General features: G+C 56.8%; 19 protein-coding genes and 2 pseudogenes. 2 read left to right on the top strand and 19 right to left on the bottom strand.

The features are described 5' to 3' along the window. The 7 genes and pseudogenes from DW943_RS10350 to DW943_RS02570 all read right to left on the bottom strand — a co-directional run. Window positions 1-1,361, bottom strand: a 1,361-nt coding sequence (locus DW943_RS10350; RefSeq protein ID WP_147348619.1) for a GH25 family lysozyme, incomplete at its 3' end; no start/stop codon positions are given. 277 nt (window positions 1,362-1,638) lie between these two features. Beyond that, complete coding sequence (locus DW943_RS02595; RefSeq protein ID WP_117862087.1) at window positions 1,639-3,354, bottom strand: hypothetical protein; 1,716 nt, start codon at window positions 3,352-3,354, stop codon at window positions 1,639-1,641. Between the two features lie 377 nt (window positions 3,355-3,731). Further along, on the bottom strand, window positions 3,732-4,988 hold the full coding sequence (locus DW943_RS02590) for a hypothetical protein (protein ID WP_117862086.1): 1,257 nt from the start codon (window positions 4,986-4,988) through the stop codon (window positions 3,732-3,734). Between the two features lie 961 nt (window positions 4,989-5,949). Then, window positions 5,950-6,210, bottom strand: a complete 261-nt coding sequence (locus tag DW943_RS02585) for an IS3 family transposase (RefSeq protein ID WP_233508905.1) — start codon at window positions 6,208-6,210, stop codon at window positions 5,950-5,952. Further along, window positions 6,210-7,226, bottom strand: coding sequence for an IS3 family transposase (locus DW943_RS02580; RefSeq protein WP_233543583.1), 1,017 nt, complete (start codon window positions 7,224-7,226; stop codon window positions 6,210-6,212). Before DW943_RS02580 ends, DW943_RS02585 begins: the two co-directional genes overlap by 1 nt. Then, window positions 7,127-7,354 (bottom strand): annotated as a pseudogene (locus DW943_RS10640) (transposase); the annotation flags it as partial. The gene DW943_RS02580 and the pseudogene DW943_RS10640, both read right to left, overlap by 100 nt. Window positions 7,355-8,024: 670 nt before the next feature. Further along, window positions 8,025-9,026 carry an Abi family protein gene (locus DW943_RS02570; RefSeq protein ID WP_117757939.1) on the bottom strand — a complete coding sequence of 334 codons (1,002 nt, stop codon included), beginning with the start codon at window positions 9,024-9,026 and terminating at the stop codon, window positions 8,025-8,027. A 121-nt stretch (window positions 9,027-9,147) separates the two neighbouring features. On the opposite strand from DW943_RS02570, the gene DW943_RS02565 reads away from it, so the two are divergent. Beyond that, window positions 9,148-9,405 (top strand): ATP-binding protein, encoded by a 258-nt coding sequence (locus DW943_RS02565; protein WP_117862094.1) that lies wholly within the window; start codon window positions 9,148-9,150, stop codon window positions 9,403-9,405. Here the strand turns inward: DW943_RS02565 and DW943_RS02560 are convergent. The 7 genes and pseudogenes from DW943_RS02560 to DW943_RS02530 all read right to left on the bottom strand — a co-directional run. Beyond that, window positions 9,375-9,627, bottom strand: a pseudogene (locus tag DW943_RS02560) (ATP-binding protein); the annotation flags it as partial. The gene DW943_RS02565 and the pseudogene DW943_RS02560 overlap by 31 nt on opposite strands. Window positions 9,628-9,803: 176 nt before the next feature. Beyond that, window positions 9,804-10,124, bottom strand: coding sequence for a hypothetical protein (locus DW943_RS02555; RefSeq protein ID WP_199572740.1), 321 nt, complete (start codon window positions 10,122-10,124; stop codon window positions 9,804-9,806). 120 nt (window positions 10,125-10,244) lie between these two features. Further along, complete coding sequence (locus tag DW943_RS02550) at window positions 10,245-12,731, bottom strand: glycosyltransferase (protein WP_117862085.1); 2,487 nt, start codon at window positions 12,729-12,731, stop codon at window positions 10,245-10,247. Further along, entirely contained in the window at window positions 12,732-13,799 is a 1,068-nt protein-coding gene (locus tag DW943_RS02545; protein WP_117862084.1) for a glycosyltransferase family 2 protein, read from the bottom strand. A 12-nt stretch (window positions 13,800-13,811) separates the two neighbouring features. Further along, entirely contained in the window at window positions 13,812-14,930 is a 1,119-nt protein-coding gene (locus DW943_RS02540) for a glycosyltransferase family 2 protein (protein ID WP_158566063.1), read from the bottom strand. A 74-nt stretch (window positions 14,931-15,004) separates the two neighbouring features. After that, the gene (locus DW943_RS02535; RefSeq protein WP_117716835.1) at window positions 15,005-16,045 is read right to left on the bottom strand and encodes a glycosyltransferase; all 1,041 of its coding nucleotides are present in this window, start codon (window positions 16,043-16,045) and stop codon (window positions 15,005-15,007) included. Window positions 16,046-16,051: 6 nt separating this feature from the next. Further along, a complete protein-coding gene (locus tag DW943_RS02530) occupies window positions 16,052-17,155 on the bottom strand; it encodes a glycosyltransferase (RefSeq protein ID WP_117862082.1) in 1,104 nt (367 codons plus the stop codon). A gap of 256 nt (window positions 17,156-17,411) precedes the next feature. Between DW943_RS02530 and DW943_RS02525 the strand changes: the two genes are divergently transcribed. Next, the gene (locus DW943_RS02525) at window positions 17,412-18,431 is read left to right on the top strand and encodes a glycosyltransferase (protein WP_117786538.1); all 1,020 of its coding nucleotides are present in this window, start codon (window positions 17,412-17,414) and stop codon (window positions 18,429-18,431) included. A 20-nt stretch (window positions 18,432-18,451) separates the two neighbouring features. On the opposite strand, the gene DW943_RS02520 is transcribed toward DW943_RS02525, so the two are convergent. The 5 genes from DW943_RS02520 to DW943_RS02500 all read right to left on the bottom strand — a co-directional run bounded on the left by DW943_RS02520 (window position 18,452) and on the right by DW943_RS02500 (window position 23,525). Beyond that, entirely contained in the window at window positions 18,452-20,239 is a 1,788-nt protein-coding gene (locus DW943_RS02520) for an AAA family ATPase (RefSeq protein WP_255415005.1), read from the bottom strand. Between the two features lie 212 nt (window positions 20,240-20,451). After that, window positions 20,452-22,254, bottom strand: coding sequence for a hypothetical protein (locus tag DW943_RS10435; RefSeq protein ID WP_158566059.1), 1,803 nt, complete (start codon window positions 22,252-22,254; stop codon window positions 20,452-20,454). Between the two features lie 137 nt (window positions 22,255-22,391). Beyond that, on the bottom strand, window positions 22,392-22,811 hold the full coding sequence (locus DW943_RS02510) for an HI0074 family nucleotidyltransferase substrate-binding subunit (protein WP_117635061.1): 420 nt from the start codon (window positions 22,809-22,811) through the stop codon (window positions 22,392-22,394). After that, window positions 22,798-23,085: a nucleotidyltransferase family protein gene (locus DW943_RS02505; protein ID WP_117862080.1), complete on the bottom strand. Its 288-nt coding sequence runs from the start codon at window positions 23,083-23,085 to the stop codon at window positions 22,798-22,800. The genes DW943_RS02510 and DW943_RS02505 overlap by 14 nt, the downstream gene beginning before the upstream one ends. Before the next feature lie 8 nt (window positions 23,086-23,093). Then, complete coding sequence (locus tag DW943_RS02500; RefSeq protein WP_117757946.1) at window positions 23,094-23,525, bottom strand: Rrf2 family transcriptional regulator; 432 nt, start codon at window positions 23,523-23,525, stop codon at window positions 23,094-23,096. Window positions 23,526-23,536: the final 11 nt, after the last annotated feature.

The following is a 23,536-nucleotide window of genomic DNA, read 5'->3' as shown; positions in this document are numbered from 1 at the left end:
GCCATCGCCCCGGAAGCGTTGAACCAGTACGCTGAGCCGTTGCATGCGTGAAGGCCCGTCACCATGGCGCCGCCCGCGTCGGGGTCGAGCCAGTACCAGGAACCTCCGGTGTAAAGCCAGCCGGTCGAGGCGATACCGTCAGCGAACCGGTACCAGGAGCCGTCGACGAGGCCCCAGCCGTTAAGGGGGCCGCAGCTGCCGAAGTAGCGGCGGACGCCATGCGCGTCCGTCTGGTAGCCCGTCAGCATGGCCCCCGTCCGGGCGTCGAAGCAGTAGGGCACGCCGCCGACGGATACGGGGCCGCGAGCCAGCGCGCCGGATCCCGTCGCGTAGTACCAGGTGCCGCCGTCGAGGGCCCACCCGGTCGCCATGGCGCCGGACGAATTAAACCAGTACAGGGAGCCGTTGCACTCGTGGAGCCCGGTAGCCATGGCGCCGCCCGCGTCGGGCTCGAGCCAGTACCACGTGCCACTCTGAAACAACCATCCGGTATACGCCTTGCCGTTGGAGGCTGCATAATACCAGGTGCTGTCAATTAGTTGCCAATGATAAAGAGAGACATCAACATACGCGTAGTTCATATCAACGTTGCCGTTGATTCCAGGGACTTTTCCGTTGCTCTTATACTGCCAAAAACTGTAATTGCCGGTATAGTCACATTGCGAGTTATATTGAGCAATCCAATGATCCCAAGAGCTACTCTTAAAAACAGAGTCCGTCAAAATGTTGTTAAACCAATTTAAATTTGCATAAATACCAGGCTCATATCCTGCGGCAGAAATCCTATTACAAAAAACCTGCGCCCTCGATGCAATTCCGGTTTGACGTCCATTTGCAATTATCGAGTTATCCTCAAGATCGTAATACACCGGCAATCTTGGATTATGCCCAGAAAGGCAATTGATCACCATTGATGCCTCATCGGCTGCCTGCTGATTATCAAAAGCATATGAATAGATATAGACGCCGTAGGGAATTCCGAGTCGCTCGCACTCAGAAATATTTCGATTAAATTGATAGTCAACTCGACCGCCCCAAGATGGAGCGCCAAATCCAACACGCAGAATAGCGAAATCGATACCAGAAGCCTTAACAGCATTCCAGTCAATACGTCCTTGATGCTCACTGACATCGATGCCCTGCGCCGTAGCCCCATCGGGAAGAATGCCCATGGACAATAAGGCTATTCCATCTTCTTCGGAAGAAGCATCCTCTGCGACCAATTGCCCACCCTCATAACGCCAGGAATTCTCAACTAGGGACCGCGCAGCTTCCGCGTTCGACGGGAAAACAAACACAGAAATGGGCGCAAGGACCATCAGCACCAACAATGCCGAAAATAACTTAAGATGTTTGCTCATGTAAACCTCGTCATTCGTTCTTGTTTACGTCTAGCTTACAGCATGGCTGTGAAAGATTTCCGAACATCCAACTGGACAAGACGCCATCTAGGACGACAAATAACTGCACGCAATACCACAATGTAAACAAGAACTTCCCAGCAGGGTGAAACCAAGGACTCCTAGTCCCTACTCTTAGCCCCAAAGAATGCCGACATCAGTTAGCTTTCAAACCAGATGTCAAAAAGGTAGGGGACCCAGAAAGTCCCCTACAGCTCGGAATTCTAACGAATCAGTATTACTTTCGATGGGCCAAAGCAGTCAAACCGGAAATGCGATTTCCATAACCATCGCTATGCCAGAACAAGTTTTCGCTCGGCGAATTGCCCCAGAAAAAGCCAATGTGGCTATCGTCCGCATATGGGTTGTAAGGATTGAAGAACACAATGTCCCCCTTACGGGCCAAACCGCTACGCAGTAACTCATCAATAGAGTTGAAATAAGTCACGTTCGCGCACGTATCGATAGCGTAGCCGTACCAACGATAAGCGTTTACGCAGCCGCCCCTTCCGGGACCTCCACTCCAAGGGGAATGGCTCTGCTCGGCGGCAATGGGAGCTAAATTGCCGCCCGCCTTCATATATGCGTGCGATACAAATCCACCGCAGTTCATACCGGTATACCCATCCCAGCGAGGATCTCCCTTTGGATACATGCACGTTTCCTGGCTGAGATGTGTGTCGTAGCGTGTTCCACGGTAATAGCCGTCGTTTTCGTGGCTCATAAGCCAATTGACCAGGCTGGACCTATTGACCCCCAAAACAGAACCAGACGTATTCAACCATGCACCGCTTGCATTGAAGTAGTAGTCGACGCCATCGATTTTCAGCCACCCGTTAGCAAACATAGCGCCCGAAGGCTGAAGCCAGTACCACGTGCCGCGGTCATTGAGCCATCCGGTCTTCATCTTGTACGTGGAAGGATCCATCCAATACCACGCACCGTTAACATATTGCCAACCAGACTTAAGGACACCATTGGAAGATGCGTAATACCAAGTATTGCCGCTTTCGTCAGAAGCGTCTTTCGACATAAACCAACCAGATGCTACATTGACGGCGCCGTTTGCATCCGCATAGAAAACCGCGTCTCCAATATGAATCACACCTGGCAATGAAGACGAGTCGGTACGATCAGCGACTACGGGAGATCCATCAGATGAAGTAGGCAACGGCTCGCTCAGTGCTCCAGACGAATTCGCCCATGCCATACCGTTGCTCAAATTAATCCAGCACGAAGATGCCATCGCACCGGAATCATAAGAAAAATAGCGCGTGCTTCCTACCGCGAATTCACCAGTACGCATTGCGCCGGATACATCATCAAGGTAATACCAGGCGCTTCCGGACTTTATCCATCGTCCTCGTTGAATAGCTCCGCTTGATGCGGCGTAATACCAAGTGCCATCAGCAAGTGCCCAGCCCGTTGCCATGGCACCTGAACTCGTAAGGAAATAGGTGGACGAGCCCACTTGCACAAAGCCCGTGAGCATAATATGGCTTCCCGGATCAAGGTAACACCAAGAATTCCCCAGAAGTAACCAGCCTCCATGCAGTAAGCCGTTGGAGTCAGCGTAATACCAGTTGTTGTCAATAAGTGCCCACTGGGAGGATAGCATGGCCCCTGAACTGTTAAAGATATAAGAGGTGCCATTGCATTCTTTCGTCCCGGTAGCCATAGAACCGTCTGCAAGATCAAGCCAGTACCAACGGCCCCCATCCGAGAGCCAGCCCTTTACCAGAGCGCCAGAGCCGGAGAAATAATGCCAGGCAGAAGTGGAGCCAGTAGAATCTAGGTACCAGCCGACACGCATTGCACCCGAAGAGGAGAACCCATAAGTCGCACCCCCGACTTGGACCAATCCATCCTGAGCCATTCGACCTTTGTCGTCGAACCAGTACCAGCTACCGTTTATATGTCTCCAAGAAGAAACAGCGATTGTTCCGTCGGACAAGCCCCAACGCCAAGAACCAGCCCCTTCTTCGGGTGATATCCACCCCTGATGCCAAATAATTTAATTCGAAACCTCAGAAGGGGTCTCATTATCCACCTGAGAGTTCTGCTCGACAGCGAAGGTCGATTCGCACTGAGCATCAATGACTGACTCAACAGAAGCAATAGCAACGTTAGATGCGGAACCTTCGTCAGTGTTATTCAAATCAAGGGCGTATAACATCGAGGGCGAACTCAAAAGGAGCCCCAAAGAAACAAGGCCGGAAAAGACCAGCACCCCGAATGAGCATTTCTTCATAGCAGCACGGTATCCAATCACGCAGCGACCCCGTCACCTCAGGGCAACGGGGTCTCAATCAAAACTAACTCAGTAATGTGCTAGCCAATTTGCTGGCAGTTTTTGCACTCTCGTGAAGCACCACGCCTCTGGGCCTCCTGAATAGAGATCTGCGAATAGCCCTTTGCGTCCTTACCAACGGTACGGCACTTATGCGTATGGTAAACATCGCTACCGTTCTTATACCAAACTAGGCCGTAACCCGGAATCCACTTGCCGTCCTCGCCGACATAATAGGAGCCGACCCAGGCGTTCGTAGCCATAGCGCCGGAAGACTGGAGATAGTAGTCGCCGACCCAGGCGTCGTGGGCCATAGCGCCGGAACCGTTAAAGTAGTACCAGGCGCCGTCAATCTGACGCCAGCCGGTGGCCATGGCACCGGCGCTGTCGAACCAGTACCAGACTCCGCCAATGTTGGCCCAAGAGTTAGAGGCCATAGCGCCCGAACTTCCGAGCCAATACCACGTGCCGCCATTGCCGAGCCAACCGGTTGCCATGGTGCCCGAACCACTCGCATAGTACCAAGAGCCGCCTGCCAAGAACCAACCAGTTGCCATTGCACCGGAGTCGCCGAACCAGTACCAGGAGCCGCCGAGGCTGCGCCAGCTGTTAGCGGCCATGGCGCCCGAGCCGTCGAGGTAGTACCACGTACCGCCGATGTTGAGCCAGCCAGTGGCCATCGCGCCGGAGGCGTTGGCATAGTACCAGGTACCCGAATCGTTGATCCAGCCAGTCAACATAACACCGTACTCGTTGAAATAGTACCAAGTTCCAACGATATTTTGCCAACCGGTCAACAACTCGCCGTTGGAAGTCGCATAGAGCCACTTTCCATAAATGGAGTCATAGATCCAGCCGCCATGCTGCATGCGGCCATCGGCGTTGGCGCCAGGGGTGTTCAGGAAGTAGTTCTTGCCGTCAATTTGAACTCGGCCGTATGCCATATCATGGCTTTCGGGGTAGAAGTAGTACTTGTCCCCACCGATAGACTGCCAGCCCGACACCGCGATCCCGTCAGCGCCAAAATAGTACCAGACAGCTTCGTATTCGTTATGCCACTGGTTCGTGACCATGGCGCCAGTTTCGGGATCGAAATAGCGAAGGTTGCCGTCCTCGCACCGAACGAGTCCAGTCTTCGGACGACCGTCGGAACACCATTCCGTAATCGGTCCACCGCCTCCGCCACCGCCAGCAATATCAGCAAATGAGGGCGCCGGGGCAACCGTCATGCAGGCAGCGGCAAATGCAACAACTCCCAGCACTGTTAGTCCGCGCCATCTTTCTCGAAGGTTTTTCATACGACATCCTTTCTCCGAGATTTAAGGCTCTCTTAAGTTATTTTTAAACTATCAATTCAGTATTTCAACGGGAAATCGATAAAAGGTGTCTTTGTGACTGCAATTTAAATATGAGTCGCCACACCTCAACCGTTACGCCAAATAGCTTCTGAGTCAAACCGAGCACATAAGCGAACCAATTTAATACAACCACTTGTAAAAATCCTGAGGCACGTTTTCGATATGACAAGAGGCGCTTAAACGAGGAGTACTTGAACCCCACCGCTCTTGCAGCTCTTGAGGGCACTTTGCCGGATCTTGAAATTACTTCGCGCTAAAGCGAGAAGTGCTCACTGTCGGAGGATAAGTTCGGTCCGAGCCAGGAATCACCATCCAAGAAGAACTCCGGGCAGCGCTGCATGAACAGCGCCTGTTCGCGTTTCCAGCGGCGCAGTTTATCCTCGTTGGCCTCTTCCCTGCCGCGCGAGGTGAACTCATAGTGGAGAAAATCGGTAAATCAGTTTCACAAACTTATCGTGACAATATCAAACATATTTACCGAAAAATCGCCAAAAAATGCCCCAGTGTTTCGCTTGTATCAGAGGCGTCTGGGGCTTCATTGACAGAGTAACCGGGTCGCCGCATTTAAGAAAAGCAGAGTTCGGCCTTCATGAATCAAACACTAGTAAACGGCGCTCGCACGTGTCATTGAATCTTCTAATGAGCAAGAAGACAGGGATCTATGAGAGACTTGATAGTTCTTGGAAGCTGGGAATCATCGAACTCACCATCTTTAAACAAGAGAGAATCATATAGCTTCTTATCGTTCTGTTTCGAAAAGATATGAGTGACCAGATGCACATCGCGGGCCTTTGAAATACAATCTTCGTCCCTTAAAGATTCAGCAACATAACAACCGCCCCAATCAAAAAACCGAGATAGCCCCGGCTGATAATCAAAGAGGCGGTTGGATTGGCAACACCTATTTGGACGATTCCGGGAGGGACAGCCCCGCCTCCCTGAACTCGACCGGCGACATGTAGCCCAGCGTCGAGTGGATCCTGAAATTGTTGCACCAGTGCACGTAGTCCGAGAGTTTGACCCGGAGCTCGCGCGTCGTGCCGAACGTCTCGCGGTGGACGAGCTCGGCCTTCAGTATCCTGTTGGTCGACTCGTCGACGGCGTTGTCGTAGGGGCAGCCCATGGCCGACAGCGACCTCTCTATGCCGAAGGCCTCGAGCATCAGGTCGATCTCGGCGTTGTCGAACTCGCTGCCGCGGTCCGTGTGGAAGACCTCGATGTCCGAGATCGGGAAGGAGAGCGTCGCGAACGCCGACCTGACCAGCCGGGCGTCCTTTGTGTTCTGGTGGCGAAGCTCCTGCGGTGGTACATTTCATTTTTCAGCGTCGCAAAGAACGACTCTGCGACGGCGTTGTCGTGGCAGTTGCCGGTACGGCTGCAAGAGAGGCGCACATGGTTGCCCCTGGCCCACTCAGCGAGCTTGCGGCTGGTGTACTGCGCCCCCTTGTCCGAGCGGAATATGGCGTTCTCTGCCACGTACCCGCGCGCACGCGCGCTCTCGAGGGCGCTGACGACGATATCGGCGGTCATGCGCTCGGACAGCGACCAGCCCACGAACATGCGGGTGTTCAGGTCGATCACCGTCGACAGGCAGAGCCAGCCCTGGCCGGTGCGCAGGTAGGTGATGTCGCCGACGAGCTTGTAGGTGGGCACCGGGCTCGTGAAGTCCCGCCTGATCAGGTCGGGCCTTGGCTTGGCGTCCCTGTCGGGGACCGTCGTCCTCTTCGACTTGTACGGCGTGCAGCCGCGGATCCCCAGCTCGCGCATGCACTTGCGCACACGGTACAGCGTGATGCCGCGCAGGCCGTCGGGCAGGAAGCGCTTCACGAACCGCGCGCCGAAGCGCCTGTCGGACTCGAGCCACACGCGCCGCACGGCGTCGCGCGCCTCGGACCAGTCGTCGACGGGGCAGCCGTTGGAAACCCAGCTGCAGTGGCCCGACCGGCTCACCCCCAGCACCTTGGCCATCATCGCCACCGTGAAGTTGCCCTTCTCCGCCTCCATGAGCCTGTACCTGGCTAGAGTGCCTGCTCTTTGGCGAAGAAGGCCGCGGCTTTTTTTAGGAACGCGTTCTCCGCCTCGAGCTCGCGTATGCGCTTCCTCGCCTCGCGAAGCTCGCGCTCCTCGGCCCTCGGGTCGGGCTCGCCCCCCAACTCGCGCTTGCGCTTGAGCACCCAGTCGTTCACCGTCTTGGGGTTGAGCCCGAGCTCCCCGCAGACCTGGGTTATGGGGCGCCCCGTGGAGATGACGTAGTCGGCTGTCTCCCGCCTGAACTCGTCGGTGTACTTCTTCTGATTGGCGACCATGAGGCAATCCTTCCGTCCATCGGCTTGAATGCAGTCTAGGGCATCGCGGCCACACGATCCCTCCAGCCCGCGTGTCCGACAAAACGATACAGGTCAGAGGTCGCCCCGCGACGCGGCGCCACGCGACGAAGTGCAACCGCAGGCTGATCGACCGCAGGGAGGCCATGGCCGCCGCCGGCAAGAGGCCGTGCATGGCCAACTGCGCCACGGCGCGCGAGATGGCGTGCTGGGTGTGGGCCATAGCCGGGATGGCGGCGGCGTAGCGCGCCGCCGCCCCCGGACACGGGTTCCGACCCCGGCGCGCGCCGCGCTCGAGGCCGTTGGGAGGCCATCCGAGTCCCTTTTCTGGGCGGCGGGAGACCGCCATGCCCGCATAAAGACTCCGATTTCGCCGCGAGGCCCCCAGCCGTAGCAACGAAATGCGCAGCCGAGAAGGCCACGCGCGGATATTAGAATGCCGAACGTGCGTCGAGCAGACACGCCCTCCAGCGGCGCGGTCGCAGGGTGAAGATAGGTAGGCCCGGCCGTGCGCGGTAGCTCCGCGGGCGGCCGGGCCGGTTTTGCCTCTTGGCAATGTTCAACTCATATTAAAAGGGAGGAGTCGACTGATCGGCCCCTCCCACGGCGTTTCGCCGTTTCTCTCTGCACATATTAGCACACGGAAGGAACGTCACCGCTTGCGCCCGTAGCCATCGATGAACCCCTCAATAAATCCGTATTTCTGCCGGTCACCGCTTCCGACGATCATCATGTACGTATCAACCCCGACAGCGCTCTCGAGCTTCTCGAGCTCCCGCAGGCATTTCCGAAGAAAATCTCTGGAACGCTTCTTCTGATGCGTTAGCAAGGTCAATAGGTAGGCCAGGAGAACGATGTAGTCGATTATGGAATTGAAATTCAACCTGTACCCGATAGAAAGATCCTCATCGAGAAGCTCGCCAACCGCGGCCAGGTTTCTGTCGGTCTTGGGATACTTAACCGATTGGCTGAACCTCGAATCAAATACCGCCCCGTTATGGGCGACCGCGTTCCTTAAGGGACGAATCGTCTCGACGATGTTGATGACGATGCCGGGGTTCGCATGTAAGAGACCTAGGTCGCTTGCGATATCGGCGAGGATTTCATCGGGAAGGCTTCTGCATACGCTTGTGAGATCGCCGAGGGTCATCACCTCGAAAATGCTCCAAACGGGCGCGTCATCGTCGCGATCGACATAATGCTTCACGAGATCGTTTTTGTAACTCCGTCTCACGATGTTCTGAAGCTGGCTCTTGAGCTTGAGCTTTTCCCCCATCTGCCCGTTCACGACCCTTCCGTTGACATCCCTGCATGTCCGGAGGCCGCGCTTTAAGAAGGTCGCCAGCCCGGGGTCCTCTATGTTCTCAAGTATTCTGGCCAAGACTATGTTTTTAACCGCCGTTTCGATGAACATTATCTCCGGGTAGATTGCAGCCTTGATGGCGGAATCGAACCCGTATATGTCCATGAGTGCATCGAACGAAGGGAGGGGGAGCGCATTTTTGGGCTTTCGGACAAACCGGAAGCCTTTATAGCCATGGAAATAGCCCATGTTTCTCAGCAGTATCTTTCTGTCGCTCCCCCGCAAATCCTCCATACCGTGATTCGTCCTCATGTGCTTCATGAGGGAATTGATGCTCATGCCCTTCTTCATCGAACCTCCCTTGGCCTCCTTCTAGGAAATTATATCCCAGCCCGCCTCGACGGGGCGAGCCTGTCGTTGGCGCCGGCCTATTTGTGTTTGTTAACGTCGTGATTGCGGGTTTAGGCTCCCCGTGCACAAGTCGGCCGAGGGGTTCGACTGGTCGCACGTGCGGTTCTCCGAGGGCTGGGGCCGCGACGACATGCTTTCGCTGGGCTTCGTCGGCGCCCGCGAGGACCTCGTGTTCTTCGGCAAGACCGGCAGGGGCAAGACCCACATGGCCGTGGCCCTGGCGATGCGCACGGCCGCCGCCATCTGGTCGTCGCCGAACACCGCGCCCCACCGGCTGAACTCCAGGTTCGTGGTGATGACCACCGACTGCCGCTCGTAGGCGTCGGCGAACACCTAGAAGAGAGCGCGCGCCGTCGGGATCCAGCGGCAGGAAGCCGAGCTCGTCGATGACGAGCAGCCTAGCGCAGCCGATGAGCGCGGCCTCACGGTCAAGGCGCCCCTCGTCGCGGGCGCGCCGCAGCCGCATGACGAGCGATGACGCGGTGAAGAAGCGGGGCTCCATCCTCCGCTCGCACGCCAGCATGCACAGCGCCGAGGCCATGTGCGTCTTGCCGGTGCTGACGTCCCCCACCAGCACGAGGTCCTCGCAGAAACCAGTTTCATGGAGCGTTTCATTGAAAATCCCCCTAATCTAGCAACGGTTTAAAGTCTACTAGATTGGGGGGACGCGAGCCAAGTCGACAAAGGCAGTTAACCGGCAGCTATTCATGCCTCGATTTAGAACCGCTCGAGAATCTCCGCAGCATTCTCTCGCAGATAGATATCTAGGTCCGGCACGGCAAACTGCACGTAGCCCCTCTGTGGTGCCTGAATAACCTCTCTTTGTACCAATTTGGCCCTAATAGAGCTGATCTCATTGGTCTTTTTACCCATGCGCTTAGCAATCTCGGCTGATTTGGACTGTTGTTTATCCTCGCACATCGCCAAAAGGTATTTGATATCGTTAAGTCCCAGTCCAGAAATCGCGGGCTCGTGAACAACATCGTGAAAACGAGCCTCTGCCAGCGCAATGCCTTCGGTGACATCGTGTTCGCTCACAATGGCACTTTTGGCACGATGCAAGTTGGCGCGCTGCCAAATGGAGTAACCGACCATTTGCACCAGATAGGCATAGCCCTTAGTGGTCTTAGCGGTTCTCGACAGCAGTTAAACCATTGTCTAAAGCGAGAAATACTCACTCTCGGCAGATAAGTTAGGCCCCAACCACGGATTACCCGTCAAGAAAAACTCCGGCCAGCGCTGCATAAACAGTGCCTGCTCGCGCTTCCAACGGCGCAGCTTCTCCTCGCTGGCCTCTTCCCTGCCGCGCGAAGTGAACTCGTAGTGGTACAGCTCGGCATAAGGCGTAAAGATGGTGCGGTAGCCCGCCTCCCATGCGCGCAGGCAAAAATCTGCATCGTTAAAGCCAACGGCGAACTCCTCGTCGTAACCTTCAACCTGCTCAAACACCTCGCGTCGGACCATCTGGCAGGCGCCCGTTACGGCACTAAAGTTGCCCGGACGCACAGCGCGGGCAAGATAGCCCTCACGCTTTGCCGAGAAGTCCTGGTTAGCATGGGCAAGCGCACCACGCACGCCAACCAAAATGCCGGCATGCTGCACCAGATGATCGGCAAAATAGAGTTTGGCACCCACCACGCCCGCATCGGGACGCTGCAGATAACCCATCATCTCTTCGATAAAGTCCGGGCTTATGACCTCGGTATCGTTGTTGAGCAGCAGTAGATAGTCGCCCTTAGCATGCTCAACGCCAAAGTTGATGATCTGGGAGTAATTGAACTCGCCCGGCCAGTACACAACGCGCGCGCTGCCCTTGCCACCAGATGCAGCGGTTACGCGCTCCGGCAGGGTTTCGTAATACGCAAACGTCTCTGGGACTTCGCTGTTGTTCTCCACCAAAACGATCTCGTAGTTGGCATACGTGGCCTTCTGAGCGATCGACATCACGCAGGCGTCGAGCGTCTCGACGTGATCCTTGGTGGGAATCACAATGCTCACCAGCGGTGCAGGCTCTGGCAGCGCATAGCGCATACGGTAGACAAACGGAGTTTCGGACTCCTCGACCGCTCCATGAACGCCCAGCGAGCCAAAGTGACGCTGCAGGGCCAGGCGTCCGGCCTCGATGGCATACGGTTTGCTGTCGGCGGATCCGTCGGCGGTCGACCCCGGATGCACGCGCCAGTGATACAACACGTGCGCAATATGCTCAAAGCGCGCGCCCGCCGCAAGGCAGCGGAGCGTCAGGTCGTAATCCTGGGCGCCCGCGACGTCTTCCGGCGACATGCCGATGCAATCAATGAGCGCCTTCTCCACCATCAGGAAATGCGTCACGCAGTTATGGCTATAGAGCAGGTCGACGTTGAGTCGCGTCTTAAAGACCGGCTGGCCCCACTCCCCCGTTTTCTGGAACATGTCCTCGTCGCAGAACAGGACCTGGGGACGCTCTCCCTCGGCAGCCTTGTTCAGCGCAGAAACATAGTGGAATAATGCGTCCGGTTCCAGGATGTCATCGTGGTCCAAGAACGCGATGTAGTCGCCTGTCGCTTGCTCGATACCTGCGTTGGTGTTGAGCACAATGCCGCCGTTGCCGGAAAGCTCGATGCGGCGAACGCGCTCGTCGTTGGCGTCTGCCGCAAGAGTGGCCACCGCGTCCCATTCGGGCGAGGCATCCATGAGCAGCAATTCCCAGTTGTCATAGCTCTGGGCTAGCACCGAGTCCAGCAGCTCGCGCAGGTAGACCCGATCAGTCTTGTAGCACGGCACCACAATGCTCACGAGCGGCCTATAGGCAAAGGCCGCCGAAGCGACACGCTGGCACACCAAATCGCCCGGCTTTGCGCGATGCTGTTCAAACCAACGTCGATAAGCTGCATCGTCTGCACGCGCGTCCTTCATGCGGTTCCAGCTGTCGTCGACCATGCCGTTGTACAGGCGACCATCCATGGCGCAAAACCCGCTCTGGATTAGGCCCGTGGGATCAGCCGCAATCGCGACAAAATCCCGTATATCCTGAGGCATCTCTACGCTCAGATACGTTTTATTGACGCGGCATCCGTTCTGCTGCGGCACGTCAACCTGCGATTCAAAAACATGCACGGTAACATCGATGGCGTTCATATGTGTATCGAAGATCTGGAACTCAGGGGTGCACTGGGGGTCTCCCGCCCAGGTAACCTCATAGCGCCACACCGCGCCGGCGTCTGCCGGCAAATAGCGAATGGCATCGATCTCGTAGCGACCGCAGCATTCGCCACGCTGCGCATCGCGGATAAGCGCGCACAGCGCAGGCTTTGCTTTGTAGTTAACCTTGGATTCCAGCTTGGCCACGCGGCTATCGGGGCGAATGGAGCCAAGCTTTTGGCCATCGGACGCAAATGCGACGTCAATCGTAGAGCCGTCCAAAAAGGGAAGCACCAAGACGGCGAGCTCGCGCTCGTAATCGGAAACGGAAGGGCAAAGCGCCAGCACACGGCCATGATCGACCGGGAGCACCAGCGACGGCACACAAGAACCGCTCGTCGTCGCATGGGCAAACGCTTGAGAACCCTCCCGTTCAATAAGCGCGGCGACATCCTGACCGGCAAAACGAAGCAGCACAAACAGACGGCCCTGACTGCGGCAAAGTGCCAAACGCTTGATACTCATCTACACTTCTCGCTTTCCCAGGGCGTTCGCTGCCATACGTTTGCAGGCACCCAGGCGTCCAAACCTCAAGACGTCGTAATCGAACATGAGCTTTTTGCACTCACGGGCATTGGGGACCTTGCTGGTAAGCGCCGCACGCACCATAGCGGCAACAGAAGGAGCGCATTGTGCGAGCGCAGCATCGCTGCCCACGGCAGAACCGGCAAGCGCCGCGGCAACGGCGGCAAACACCTTGCCGCAGTCCGAACCCAGCAACCTGAGCGCATCGTACAGCACCAGATCGCATAGGAAGTACGCCAGGTCATCGGCATACTGGACATCGAGACCGTCGCGTTGCCAGTCAGCCAGCACCGCGGAGTAAATCTTCACGTGCTCCAGCAGACGCGTCTCGTCGTCATAGCGCATGGTGTCCATAAGCGAGCCCTTGCGCGCCACGCGGTAGTCATACAGCTTGTTCGAGATAAGCGCGGTCTTACGCGAACGACCGTACACGGCAAAATCGAAGACCTGGTCCTCGCCATACTTAACGGTTTCGTCAAACACGATCCCGTTGCCCAGCAAAAACTCACGCTTGCAGGCGGTGCGCCATGCAAAGGGGCGAGACGCTTCCTTAAACAGCAGGTCAGAGCTATAGCCTTCAAACGACACATCGCGCGGGCTCAGCACATAGTTAAGCCACGGATACCCCGCCTCCAGCGGATACGGATTCGCGCCAAAGGTCAACACGTCGCAATCCTCGCGTTCAAAGGCATCGACGATCACGCGGCATGCATCGGGCGTAAAGCGGTCGTCGGAATCCAAAAAAGCAACAATAGGCGCCGTGGACGCAGCGATACCCGCATTGCGGGCGCTCGACAGGCCGCCGTTGGGCTTATCGACCAGCGTAAAGCGCGCGTCCTTTTCGCAATAGGCAGCCGCAATATCGCGCGAACCGTCCGGCGAGCCATCGTTGACCAGCACGCCTTCCCAATCGGGCATGTCCTGCGCAAGCAGGGAGTCCAGGCACCAGGCCAGGCACTCCTCCACGTTATAGATAGGAACGACAACGGAAATCTTGGGGGTAGCCATAGTCACTCGCTCCTACTGTGCGGCCGGAACGTCATCGGGGTGCGGATTATCACCGTAGGTGCGCTGATACGTCAGCACGCGCCAGACCAGCGGCAGCCCGCCAATCTTAAAGTAGTGCTTAAACGTATTGATCTTGCCCGGCTTTTTAAAGCCAAAGCGCGAATCGATATAGGCGCGGGGCGACTTGACCATCAGGCGCAAGTCGGTCTCGCCACGCGGATCGAACAGCGACAGGTCAAAGCGACCGGCATCCCAATCGGACTTGAGCTCGGGAGAGGCCTTCTCCCAAAACTGCTCGCGCAACTCATCGACCAGGCGCTCATCATTCCAACGGTACGTATCGACCTTCATGCGCATTAAAATGCCCTGAAGCTGAGCCTTGAGCTCGGGACGCTCGTCCAAAAAACGTTGCATCTCAGCATATTCGTCGCACACGCAAAACACCTTGTTGGGCGAATTAACTGAGCTCTTCTCGTTGTCTTGGCGATAGCACAAAATGGGGTCCGCAATAAACGCGGCACGCTCGGCGCATGCCCAGACCTTAAAGTTAAAACCCGCATCCTGATACGAAGCACCCGGCGTGGGAAGGAACCGAATCTGATTGTCGTTGAGGAACTCGCGCCGATAGATAGCCGACCAAATGGAAGGTTTGCGGTAGAAAATGCCCGGGCGATCGACGGGGCGATACGCGGCGCCCGTCATATGCTCGTCGATGATCCCAAACAGCTCACGGCGTTCGCTGGGCGTGGACCAATACAGGTAAAAGTCGCCCTTTACCACATCGGCATGTTCAGCATCGGCCTTGGCGACCAGCTTTTGGAGCGAGTCCTCAAACATAAAGTCGTCGGACTCAAGGATGCCCACGTACTCGCCGCGAGCCATCTCCAGGCCGCGGTTCATCGAGTCGCCGTAGCCGCTGTTGGCTTTATCGATCATCTTTACACGGGGGTCGCGCTCCATGTACTCGCGGATGATATCCGGCGAGCTATCGGTGGAGCCGTCGTTGATACAGAGGATCTCGATGTCCTTGAGCGTCTGCGCCACGGCGGAATCGAGGCACTCGCGCAGATAGCGCTCGACATTGCAAATGGGGACAAGCAGCGAAACTTTAGGGGTATCAGAGTTCTGCAAGAGAACCTCCTGTTGAATAGCGTGTAACAGGGTTATTTTAGCAGCCGAGTTGCGGCGGGCGGCAGCGCTTGGAATTAGATAAAGCGCTCCAGGCAGGCTTTGAGACCGCGAGTCGAAAGATAGAACTGCGTGGCGTCTGCCATCGAAACGCCCGAGGTCGCCGCAACGAGCTTGTGGGCAACACGACGAACGGCACCCTTAGCAGGCATATCCGCCCACTCCGTTCCCAAAAACGTCGTGAGGTCCATGTTGACGCGAGCCGCCACGCGATGGAAGCCATCAGCATCCAAGCGCACCAGGTCGAACACAATGAGGTCCAAAAACCAAGTTATCAGCTCGCCGGGGCACAGGTCCAAAAGACCGTAGGCCGCCCAGCCCTCCAAGACCTCCTCGAGCATCCTCATGTGGGCGTCAAGCTTTTTGACGCGAGCCTCGGCACTGTTGAACTCATGCGTCGCCGATTCGCTCTCCATCACGTAGTGGTAGAACTTGTCCGGCATGACAACGGCCTTGCGGGCAAGCGCATAAGCCGCAAATTGGAAGACAACGTCCTCGCCCAAAGCCAAACCGGGGGCGAAGCGAATGCCTTCGCGATTGAGCAGCTCGCGCGAAAAAGCCGCACGGCAGGCGTAGGGCTGCGCATTCGCATGGAACAGCAACTGGGGATCACGGGCGCCGAAGGTACCGGCTTTGGGGCTCATGAGTTGTTGGACGCGTTTGGGGGCAGCATCGGCTGGTTCACAGACGCCGCCAAAAACGGAGACCTCGGCATCTGCAGGCTCCATGGCATGCAGCACGCGCTCGACCGTCTGGACATCGATGTAATCGTCGGCGTCCACAAAAAAGACGGTCTCGCCCTCGGCGGCATCGATACCGGCATTTCGAGCGCACGAGACGCCCGCGTTTTCCTGGTCAATAACCAGTACGCGATCGTCGGCCAGCTCGATCTGGCGCAACACGTTCAACGAATCATCGGTCGAACCGTCGTTGACGCAGACAACCTGAATCGAGCGCTCGGACTGGGCCAACAGCGAATCGACGCATCGCTGAATGGAGCGCGCAGAGTTGTAAACGGGGACGACAATGGTAGCTTTAGGACACGAGGCCTCTCCCATGCCGACCTACCCCCTCAGCGATTCGATGAGGAAGGCGGCGACCACGCCTGGGCCTCCAACCGAGGCGTAATACTTAGCACGCCCCAAGGCACCATCCGTCGCAAAACTCGGATGCTCGTCAACCCAGCCCTCAGGATCTTTGAGGATGGCAGCGAGATTTGCGCGCTTCCACGGCTTGAGATCGTCAAGCGAAAACTCCCCCGCGTCCAAGGCCGCTTGGAACTCCTTGGCCATCTGAACCAGGAACTCCTTATAGAACTTAGGCGCTAGACGCACGTAGTTCCACATGTACGAATCGTACTTAATGAGCTGATTGAACTTGAGCATGCGCGCGACGTCATCACTTGCGTGGTCACGGGCATAATCCTCTCGAATCCAACGCTCAATCTCGGCATACTCGGTATTGACGCAAAAGACCTTAGCCGAAGAATTGACCGAGGAATTCTCGTTGTCCTGGCGATAAGACAACACGGCATCATGAAGGTAAACAGCCTTATCGGCGCACGCGATCACCTTAAAGGCGAATGACGTGTCCTGAAAGGATGCCCCCGGAGTCGGCAGGAACTTAATGCCGTTGCGCTCAAGAAAATCGCGACGGTACACGGCCGACCAAATCGACGGCTTTTGCTTAAAGAACTGCGTCGTATCGCTCGGGTGCACCGGCTTGCCACAGTCCTTGGCTTTAAACATCTCGTGCAGCGAACGGCGCTCCTCGGGCTTAGACCAGTAGAAATCAAAGTTCGCCTTCGCAAAGTCGGCATTATTGCTATCGGCGGCCGAGACAAGCTTTTCGAGTGCGTCGGGCGCCATAAAGTCATCGGACTCCAAGATGCCAACGTACTTGCCACGCGCCATCTCCAGACCGTGGTTCATCGAGTCGCCGTAGCCGCTGTTGGCCTTGTCGATCATCTTGACGCGCCCATCGCGCTCCATATACTCGCGAATAATCGCGGGCGAGTTATCGGTCGACCCGTCGTTAATGCAGATGATCTCAATATCCTTGAGCGTCTGCGCCAGGGCGGAATCGAGACACTCGCGCAGGTAGCGCTGAACATTGTAAATGGGAATAAGCAGCGACAGAACAGGGCTGCCAGAGGCGTTAGTAGACAAATGTGCTCCTTAGGAAATACCTGTCGTTTCATGGTATCAAAGGGTCAGCGCGCCAGCGGGCGTTTATATAATCTATGGAGCCTCTTGCGGGCAAAGTAGCCGCACGTCATGCGGCGGGCCCATGGCAGGTTCCTGCGTTTTATTCAAAGCTTGCCGTCAAGGTGCGGCGAGCCTTTACAATAGGACAGTCCCAAGGACGTATTCGATAGCTTCCGCGCAGCGCTCGCCCGCCGCGCGTGAAAGGATATATTGCCCCATGCCTTCAACCCTTCCCGCCCCCATCGATAAGCTCGCCATCGTTGTCGTCACGTACAAGCGCCAGGAACTCCTGGCCAACTTGTTCGACTCCATGACCGAGCTCACGGCAACGCCCTGGCGCATCGTGATTGTCGATAACGAGAATTCGCGCGAGACCGAGGCCATGTGTACCGCATTCAACGAGCGCCTGGCCAACCTGTGGGGCATCGACACCGAGCAGCCCGACGCGCAGGGCGGCACCGACCGTGTCATCTACGCCCCGCAGCTCGAAAACGGCGGCGGTGCGGGCGGCTTCTCCGCCGGCACTAAATGCGCCTACGACCTGGGCGCCCAGTGGTTCTGGGTCATGGACGACGACGTGCTCGTCATCCCCGAAGGCATCGAGCGCTTGGCCAAGTGGACCGACCGTTACGACGTCATTCAGGGTTCGCGCCTGGACTTTGACGGCGGTGCTTTCTTTTGGCAGTACCAGCTCATCCTTTCGCTCGGCATTCCCAACCCCATCGCCAAGTGGGATCTGGGACCCGAGGGCTACCGCACCATGAACCAACTGTGCTTTGAGGGCGGCATGTTCTCGCGCCGCGTGGTCGACAAGATTGGCCTGCCAGACGCGCGCTTCTTTATCTACGGCGACGATGCCTGCTACGGCTACGTAGCCAGCCAACACTTCCCCGCCGCCGTGGTCGCCGACGTGGTGCTCAAGCGCGCCCGCGCCGTCTCCAACTGGGATATCGCCGGCAAGCGCCAGCTCAACTCCACGAGCGACACCAACCGCTACTACATCATGCGCAACCGAGGCTTCCTCGCTCGCTATATGCAGATCTACGGAGACTACCACCCCATGCTGTTCCGCCTGGGCAATGCCGCGACCTTCTGCAAGGAGTTCATTCGTCTGGCTGCCGTCGACAAGTGCTTTAAGACCGGCATTCCGGCGCTGCGCCGCGGCATGAAGGACGCCCGCAAGATCGTCAAGGACCCCAACTGGAAGCCCATGCCGCCCCTGAAGGACGCCGAGTAGTAAAGGGCTTTCGCCCGCCGCTACAGTCGTTGACACACCACGGACACACGCTGACCGTCAAAGCCAAAGCCCCAACGCATGCGCCCGACGGCGGGGCGCGGCACGCGGATATCATCGATGCCGTCGCGCTCTATGTCGAGCAGCGCCTGAACCGCCAACAGTTCCAGGCCCAGGGCATCGACGCCAGGGTCGTACAACATGTTGACCGTAATGAGCGGTCGCTCATCGAGCATGCCGAGCGTGTCGGCCACGTCAAACACCCGACCGGTGGGAATCACCTGGATATCCCAGCGATCCGAGACGCCACTTCGCTTGGAGCTGGGATTGCAATAGCCGGGCAGTCCAAAGCAGAGCCCCTGAAGCGCCAGATGATAGGCTGTCGGCATATCTGATTGGCCCACATCGATGCCCAGATCGCCGATAGCACAGCTCAAAGCTTGCTTTACAGTGTCCTCGTCTCCTCGACACAGCCCGTCATGGAACGAGTCGATAACTCCAACGTCCTCAACGGCGCACTCAAACCATTCCAGAATTACAAGACGGAGCGCCTGACGCACTTCGTTGTTAGGCAGACGCAGGGAACGAAGGCACGCGCCGTCCTCCGAATGCCCCGTCATGTCCGTCGTAAGAAATCCAGACAGATACAGCGCTGTCCAGATATCTTCGGGCTTGGCGACATCGGCCACCTCGGCATGCACATGCACTGGCGCCTCAATAAACCCATGCGGCTCAAGCAAATCGAACAATGCGGACAGGCGCATGAGATTCCAGTCACCGACGCATGCGCTCAGACGGTCAGCGTAACCATACAGATCTGCCCGAACAGGCGCGACGCAACCGCGATGTGCGTAGTCCACCACGCGCTCCGGGCTCGAGCAATAAAAACCACCAAACAGATAGCCCTCGAGCCACTCACGCGCGTCATCCAGACAGCCGTTGCGACCGACGCAATCCAACAGCACCTGGACTTCGTCGTCCGAAAAACCGAACCATCGATCACACCAACTCGACAGTGGCGTCGCCGATCGATAGGAAACCCCACGCTGGGACAACGCAAGCTCGGCAGGACCGGGGCGCTCGCCCATCAGACACGTCAATCGCAACGAGTCGCCGGCGTCGGCAATGGTGTCGAACAACATTCGGCTGAGCGACTCTAGGGAATCCACGCTACCGTCGTCCTTAGCGTCCAAACGCTTTGGACATACCGCGTCGTAGTCGTCTATCAGAAGAACAACCCGCTCATCGAAAGCCGTCTGAAGCAGTTTAATAAGCACGCCAAGCGCCGCATCGATCTCCTTATCGCTGGCCACCCCACGCGTCGCCCTCTCGATAAGACGAATCTCACGTCTTGACAGATCAGGCGCGTCAAGCAGCGGCAGCAATCGGGCGCACTCGTGCGCGACAGCGCTGCGAATAGCCGCCGCAGCATCAGCGTCGCGCCTCGCAGCGGCAGTTGAAAAGTCGAGCGTGATGACCGGATAACACGCGTACTCATCACGATAGCGACCACCGTCCGCCTGCCAAATCTGGGTGCCGACGAACGGGCTTCGATCCGGCCGCCGGTGATCAGGTCGTTCCAAATAGCATTTGAGCATCGATAGATTCATGCTCTTGCCAAAACCCTTGGGCCGACAACAAATCGCAACAGGTGCTTCGCTGTCCAATATATCGGCAATAAACATAGTCTTATCGACGAGTAAACACCGATTGATTGCATCGGAAAAGTCGTGTACATCAACCGGTAGAGCTGCGCTATCCGCATGATTGAGCAACCGTGCACCAAACGCATGAGTAAAACCACAATTCACCTGTTCAGACACTGTAAACTCTCCTTCTAACGCAGCACGATGCCCATTGTAGCGAGCGGGTAGAGCGCAACAATATCGACATGCAAACGTTTCGGGCAGCGGTAGCAACAGACCCCCGAGGGGGCATAACAAATCGTTGCACAACAAAAAAGGGGCCCGATGCCGCCGCACCGGACCCCGTCCCAAACTCTTATAGAAAACGATCTGGAAGATTACTCCTCCAAGCCGTCCTCCCCAGAAGCCTTCTTCTGCTGATCGAGCTTATGCTTACCACTTACGATAGACGTAGCGCCCAGTGTGGCCAAGCTTGCACTGGCAAGGCTCGCCATCACAATCAAGTCGCCCGTCTTGGGCATGTTGCCGCCCGAGGACTTAGTCGTTGTAGTCGTCGTGGTCGTGGTGGTCACCGTTTTGGAGTCATTTTGCTCCTGGACCTGGTTGTCAGCACCGCTCTTGTCGTCGTCTTCGGACTGTTTCTTTTCGCCCCCGGCCTTGCTCTTGTCCTTCTCCTCAGATTCAGACTTCTTATCCTCGCCCTTCTTCTGTTCGGACTTGTCGCTCTTCTCCTCAGAGCTAGAACCCTTATCGGATTCGGTCTTCTCGGAAGCCTCGTCCTTGGAGTCGCCCTTTGCGGCTTCGATCTTTTCCGTGGAAACCTGATCAGAGTTGCCCTTGTTCTGGGTCGAGCCGTTATTGACGCCAGCCATCAGCGAAGAGCCCAGCGTAGAACCAAGCTGCTCGGAGAAAGAAGGCTTCTTGTCCGGCGAAGCAACGGGAACGTCCGGCGCCTTATTCGAGTCATCCTTGGAAGCATCGGAACCAGGGGTTGCGTCAGAGCCGGAGCCGATGTTAGAGCCGGTGCCAACGGACGAATCGCTCGAGCCGGTGGATGAGTTAGAGGTGCCAGCGCCGGTCGAACCAGAAGCGTCGCTGTCCGTATTGCCGGCAGAGCTTGAAGACGAATCGCCCGCAGCAGAGCCGTTCGAAACGGAGCCGTTCGAGGTAGAGCCGTTGTTGGTAGTGCCACCAGCAGAGCCATCACCGTCAGCATCGGTCGAGGGCGCATCCATCCTGTCATCGTTAGCATCGTCACGCGAGTCGTCATTCGAATCAGGCGCCGGCGTAGGCTCGGGCTGCACGGGCGTCGCAGCGGCAGCGGCCTCGTCCTCGGCGATATAAACCAAGCAGTCCTTCAGCTCGTTGCGGTAGCGGTTCTTCCAGCCCTCATGATACTGGGGCTGGCTCGAAAACTTGGTGGCAACGTTATCGACCACGCTATTGGAGAGCGCCGTCACAAACTCGCGGTCGGACATATCGTTGGAGAGATTCGCCCAACGGAAGAAGTCCCTGCAGCCACCGGTGCCGCACATGTTGGTGATGCTCCACACCATGCCCTTAACGCAATCGGCACGGCCCGAAATATCAATACCTAGGCCGCTCTTGAGCCACGCCTCGGTCACCGCATAGTACGAGTTGTACGCATAGGCATCTTGCAGAGCCGAAAACTCAGCAGGGTCGGTGTTATAAGCGCCCTGGAAGGCCTCCTGCGCAATACGGCCCAGCTCAGTGAGCTGGGCGTTCTCGTACATGGCATTGCTCGTGTTGGAAATCTCGCTGCCGCGATCAATCGCATCCTTGAGCATGCTGTATTTCTCGGGATTGTAGTTGTAGACCTGCTTCATAAACGGAATGAGCGACCAACGACGGTCGAACTGGTAATAACCCAGCGCGTTATAGCCGTCGCCATACGAAAAGCCCTGGTTATAGTTGCCATGGCTCTCGTACTTGGTAAAGTACTTCATCTCGGGGGTCACGTTAACAAACGAAACGCCCTGGACCGACCTCAGCACGCCCGAGAAGGACTGCTGGGTGTAGAGACCCTTATCGATATCGGTGGCATCCGAGGCAACGCCCGGCGTGGGCTCCTCGGCAGCGGCGGGTGCCGGCACGGAAACGGCGCCAAACGAAAGCACCAGCGTCAGGCCCGCGACAATAGCAGAATGCTTGCGCTGCATAAGATCCTCCCTGCATTGGTGTAGTTAAAGTGCAGTTTGCAAAGATAAGAGTAAGTATTGCAGCTCGCCCGTTGTTGCACAACAACCCCTCGGTAAACGGCAACAACCCTCCGCGAAATCCGCGAAATCTAAAGGAATTAAACAAACTGGTCGTCGGGCACCAGAAGAAGATCGCCGTAGCGTCCCATCAGCCCGTCTCTCAACTGACAGAAAGCGGGGATATAGACGTTTAAGATACGCTGAATCAAATCTTGAGCGAGCTTGTTGTCATAGATATGGACGTTCGTATTGCGGTCTCTGAGCATATCTAGCCATGCCGCCTCATCAATAAAGTCGTAGAATCGGTAGGCTTCCTTCAAGATGGCACGAGGAGACCCCGATGCAGCAAGCGTGGCGCCCTCATACTCGAGCAGACGTTTAAGGAGCTTCCAGCTCAGTTCAAACTGAAGGTTGAACTTATTAATCAATCCACTCTGAACAAAATCATTGCTAAGATCCTGATTGGGTGCATCCTCAAGATTCGCCAAGGCGCTGGCAAAGTTCTCATATTTTTTCATACAGAATCACACCATCCCTGGCAATTTCATCGAGCAATTGCTGCGATAAGGACTCATCCAGATTGACGACGTCTATATCTAAAAGAGTATCAAGACGCTCCTCTATCAGATATGAGAAACGGTCGAAATCCCGGCAACCTGCTACAGCAATATCAATATCGCTCTTAGGCAAGTTGTCACCTCGAGCGCGGGAACCAAACAGCACAACCTTCTCGGCGTCACATTCCCGAGCAAAAACTTCAATTTGCTTATACACCTTGTCGAGAGATGTCATTTGCAGCCCTACAGCTTAATGTCGAAGTTGATCTCGGGGACGGCAGCAAGGTCGGCCAACGTCACGCCGTCGACGTACTTTTCGATCACGTCGTCCAGACCGCGCCAGAATTTGACGGTTGAGCACAGATCGCTGCGGGCGCAGCTGTTGTCGATGCCATCGCACGCCACCGGAGCCGTACTGCCCTCGACAGCGCGCAGGATGTCGCCAGCACGCACCTCGGAGGGATCCTTAGCCATCATGTAGCCGCCGCCCTTGCCGCGCACGCTCTTAAGCAGGCCAGCCTTCATAAGCGGACGAACCAGCTGTTCCAGATACTTCTGCGAAATGCGCTCGCGGTCGGCAACCTCGCGCAGAGCAATCTTGCCCTCGGCGTCACCGAGCGCCGCGATATAGATCATCAGTCGGAGGGCATAGCGGCCCTTAGAAGAAATGAGCATACCTACCCTCC

This window comes from Collinsella sp. AM44-11 (genome assembly GCF_003467145.1).
GTDB lineage: Bacteria > Actinomycetota > Coriobacteriia > Coriobacteriales > Coriobacteriaceae > Collinsella.
Note: the sequence above shows the minus strand (reverse complement) of the source record. Positions and strands in the feature narration are given on the sequence as shown.

What these genes read in the sequence shown, in the direction of transcription:
- DW943_RS02550 (WP_117862085.1), bottom strand. Translation starts at nt 12,731, where the DNA reads ATGAGTATCAAGCGTTTGGCACTTTGCCGCAGTCAGGGCCGTCTGTTT.
- DW943_RS02500 (WP_117757946.1), bottom strand. Translation starts at nt 23,525, where the DNA reads ATGCTCATTTCTTCTAAGGGCCGCTATGCCCTCCGACTGATGATCTAT.
- DW943_RS02535 (WP_117716835.1), bottom strand. Translation starts at nt 16,045, where the DNA reads ATGGGAGAGGCCTCGTGTCCTAAAGCTACCATTGTCGTCCCCGTTTAC.
- DW943_RS02545 (WP_117862084.1), bottom strand. Translation starts at nt 13,799, where the DNA reads ATGGCTACCCCCAAGATTTCCGTTGTCGTTCCTATCTATAACGTGGAG.
- DW943_RS02525 (WP_117786538.1), top strand. Translation starts at nt 17,412, where the DNA reads ATGCCTTCAACCCTTCCCGCCCCCATCGATAAGCTCGCCATCGTTGTC.
- DW943_RS02505 (WP_117862080.1), bottom strand. Translation starts at nt 23,085, where the DNA reads ATGACATCTCTCGACAAGGTGTATAAGCAAATTGAAGTTTTTGCTCGG.
- DW943_RS10435 (WP_158566059.1), bottom strand. Translation starts at nt 22,254, where the DNA reads ATGCAGCGCAAGCATTCTGCTATTGTCGCGGGCCTGACGCTGGTGCTT.
- DW943_RS02590 (WP_117862086.1), bottom strand. Translation starts at nt 4,988, where the DNA reads ATGAAAAACCTTCGAGAAAGATGGCGCGGACTAACAGTGCTGGGAGTT.
- DW943_RS02585 (WP_233508905.1), bottom strand. Translation starts at nt 6,210, where the DNA reads ATGCTCGAGGCCTTCGGCATAGAGAGGTCGCTGTCGGCCATGGGCTGC.
- DW943_RS02570 (WP_117757939.1), bottom strand. Translation starts at nt 9,026, where the DNA reads ATGAAGAAGGGCATGAGCATCAATTCCCTCATGAAGCACATGAGGACG.
- DW943_RS02510 (WP_117635061.1), bottom strand. Translation starts at nt 22,811, where the DNA reads ATGAAAAAATATGAGAACTTTGCCAGCGCCTTGGCGAATCTTGAGGAT.